Below are 2,682 nucleotides of genomic sequence, written 5' to 3'. Positions count from 1 at the left end.
CGTGTAAATCACTTTGTTCTGCTCACGCGCCAACAGTGCATCGGTGTCACCCTCGATATCCAAGGCGGTTCGCGCATCGCGAATGCGTTCGTACCACGGCACCAGAACGCGCCCGTGATCTCGCCAGACGAATGCTTCCAAGATCTCCGGCTCGTAACCGAGTTGGGCAGCGCGTTCGAGAGTCGGAGTGGTCACCCACTTCGGTTCGGAGACAGACAGCCCCATCGGATTCAAGGGATTCGGGTAACGCCAGTCCGCTGCGTCGGGGATTTCGATCAGCCAGTATCCCGGAAGCTTGCGATCGAACACCATCCCATCCGGGTGATGCTCTGGCTCCCCGATCGGCAATTCGAGACCAGCAATACCGGCAGCATAGGAACCGCCGCGATCGAAGGCATGAACGTAGCGGCATTTCGCCTCTGAATCGGAAAGGGTTCGCGACCAATCGATATCGGCTTCAAAGATCTGGAACTTCTTCGCAAAATCCGAGTCGGACGGCGCGAAGATCCGCTTCCATTCCTTGGGGCGCGCGGCGATCATCAAGTCGATCCCGGTCGATGCAGGACTCACAGCCCACGGGAATCGGAGCGCCCCGGCCAACAACGCAAGCCGCCTTGCCAACGTGGCTGCGGTAGGAGAGTCACCAAGTACAGGCATCTCTTTCGGATCCTGACTCATCCCGGAAATCAGAGCTACCCACACGCCACGTGCCTCGCCTCGCCACACACGAGTCCACGTCCCTAGCCGGTCCCCCGGCTGCCCGCCAAGCTGCCATCCCTGAGCCAGCGCATCGGTCACAAATGCAGATTCAGCCGACAGCTCCTTGAGTCGATCATTCCTGTTGCGTTTCCCCAACGAACTGGTGTCAATACCAACTTTCTGCGCCATCGCATCGGTGATCCAGATCTGACCAGGCACAGACCACGTGTCAGACGTCCACGTCCCGAGATTCAGCGTCGTGACCAACTCGGCGACATCTCCGACATGCGCGATCGGAGTAGCCAGCTCGTGGCGAGTGCCGTCCGGCAGCCATACACCGTCGACATCGAGTACTGCAGCCGGCGCAGTGAACGCGGCCGCCTTCTCCTTGCCGGCCGTCTTCACTACCTTCGGGCGAGTCTCAGGGCCCTTCGGTGCCAGCGCTACCAGCGGTGAAGGTTCGGTAGCAGGTTCGATTTCTTCCTGATTTTCGGCTGTGCCAGCTGCAATCGCCCGAGAAGCAGCGGTGCTCTGCCACCAGCACGGGAGGTGCATCACGAGTCCGTCGATCTCCCAGCCAGCTTCGTCGCCATGGCAGAGAGCGCAGGTAGATGTAGGTGAGATCTGGAACCCGTCTGCGGAGAATCCCTCTGCATCGGTTTCAATCGCCATTTCAGGCTCCTTGTCAGTGACAGAGCTGGTTAGACCCTTTTTTTCGTTGGACGGGATTGGCGAAGATACTGCGAACCCGGTAATGGACGAATTCGCTCGCGCTTCATCTGGCGAATCGTGAAGGTCCCGTCCATCGATGTCTGTAGGAAGGTCGGCAGGCTTGCTATCCGGTACCGGACCGTGGGGATCGTCAGATCCCGTTCTCACCTCAAAATCGTCCGAACATTCGCCGAACAACTTGTGCAGGCGTAGTGCGACCATTCGTTGACGACGGTTCTCGCACTTGATCATTCGCTGCACGGTGTAGCGGGGCATCCGGCCCTTCCGCTCTTCCGCGATCAGCACACCTTCGTCGTATAGTGCGCGCAGTGCAGTGCCCCGATCAATTTGCAAGGAATCGGTCAACATCTGCCCGGCGGATTTGAGGACCTGCTCAAGGGCCAGCAAATCAATGAGAATCTGCGGTTCCCCATCGCAGGGCCGTGGGTTGGCGACGACATAACCCAGACGGATTCCTCGACCCTCCTCTCTCCACCGAGCGGTGCCATCAGATGTTTCCCCGACAACGCTGCGCCGCCAGCCAAGTCGCTTGGCCAACGACCAGTCACTTGGCGCCTCACCAGTTTCGACGTCGTCGACGTATGCTTGCCCATTCCTCAATGCGTGTATCAAAAGCTCACGTACCCGGGCGCCCGGTCGCATCGGGAGGTCAGGATCGACCGCCGCGGACGCGGCATCGGTTAGACCGACAGCTACGAGGTCTCCCATATGTGCGACTTCGTTTTCCGTCAACGCGCCCAATTCGACAAGGAAGCGTGACATGGCATGCCAGCCGGCCCACAATGAGCCCAAAGCGTCGGCTTGACGTACGCTTTCGCCGCCCTTTCTCAGCTGATTGGCGTACTGTTCGCCTGCTGCAAAAGCGGCGGAACGAACTTCATCCAAGCGGGGGCACAGCCACTGCAAATAAGTGGCCATTACCAGGGCACGTCCGTGGCGGGATTCAGGGCCATCCAATTCTTTCAGAACATTCAGATCGATCTCTGACGCCTGGAGAGGGATGACGAGCATTCTTTGAGCTGCTGACCCTGGCCTCGGCATGATCTCCGACGTAATCAGGGCAGAAGCGCGGGGTGGTGTCCCGTCAAGGATTCCGAGACCGTCCCGGGTGCTCCGTGACCGCTCTTCACCATTGTGAACCAGACGAGCGAACTCTTCGAGAGCTTTCTGGGCGGTGGCGAAGTCACGCGTGGGAGCGACGTCATCGGCCCAATAAAGGGCATCTTTAGAAGCATTCAATTTGATGCGCAG

General features: G+C 59.2%; 1 pseudogene. It reads right to left on the bottom strand.

Going from position 1 to position 2,682, the window contains the following annotated elements:
* Positions 1–2,442, bottom strand: a pseudogene (locus ACH4F2_RS35600) (telomere-binding protein); the annotation flags it as partial.
* Positions 2,443–2,682 lie beyond the last annotated feature (240 nt).

Origin of the sequence: Streptomyces sp. NPDC017890, assembly GCF_044328675.1 — a bacterium.
Classification (GTDB): Bacteria; Actinomycetota; Actinomycetes; order Streptomycetales; family Streptomycetaceae; genus Streptomyces.
The sequence above is the reverse complement of the archived record's forward strand: the minus strand, read 5'-3'. Positions and strand labels throughout refer to the sequence as shown.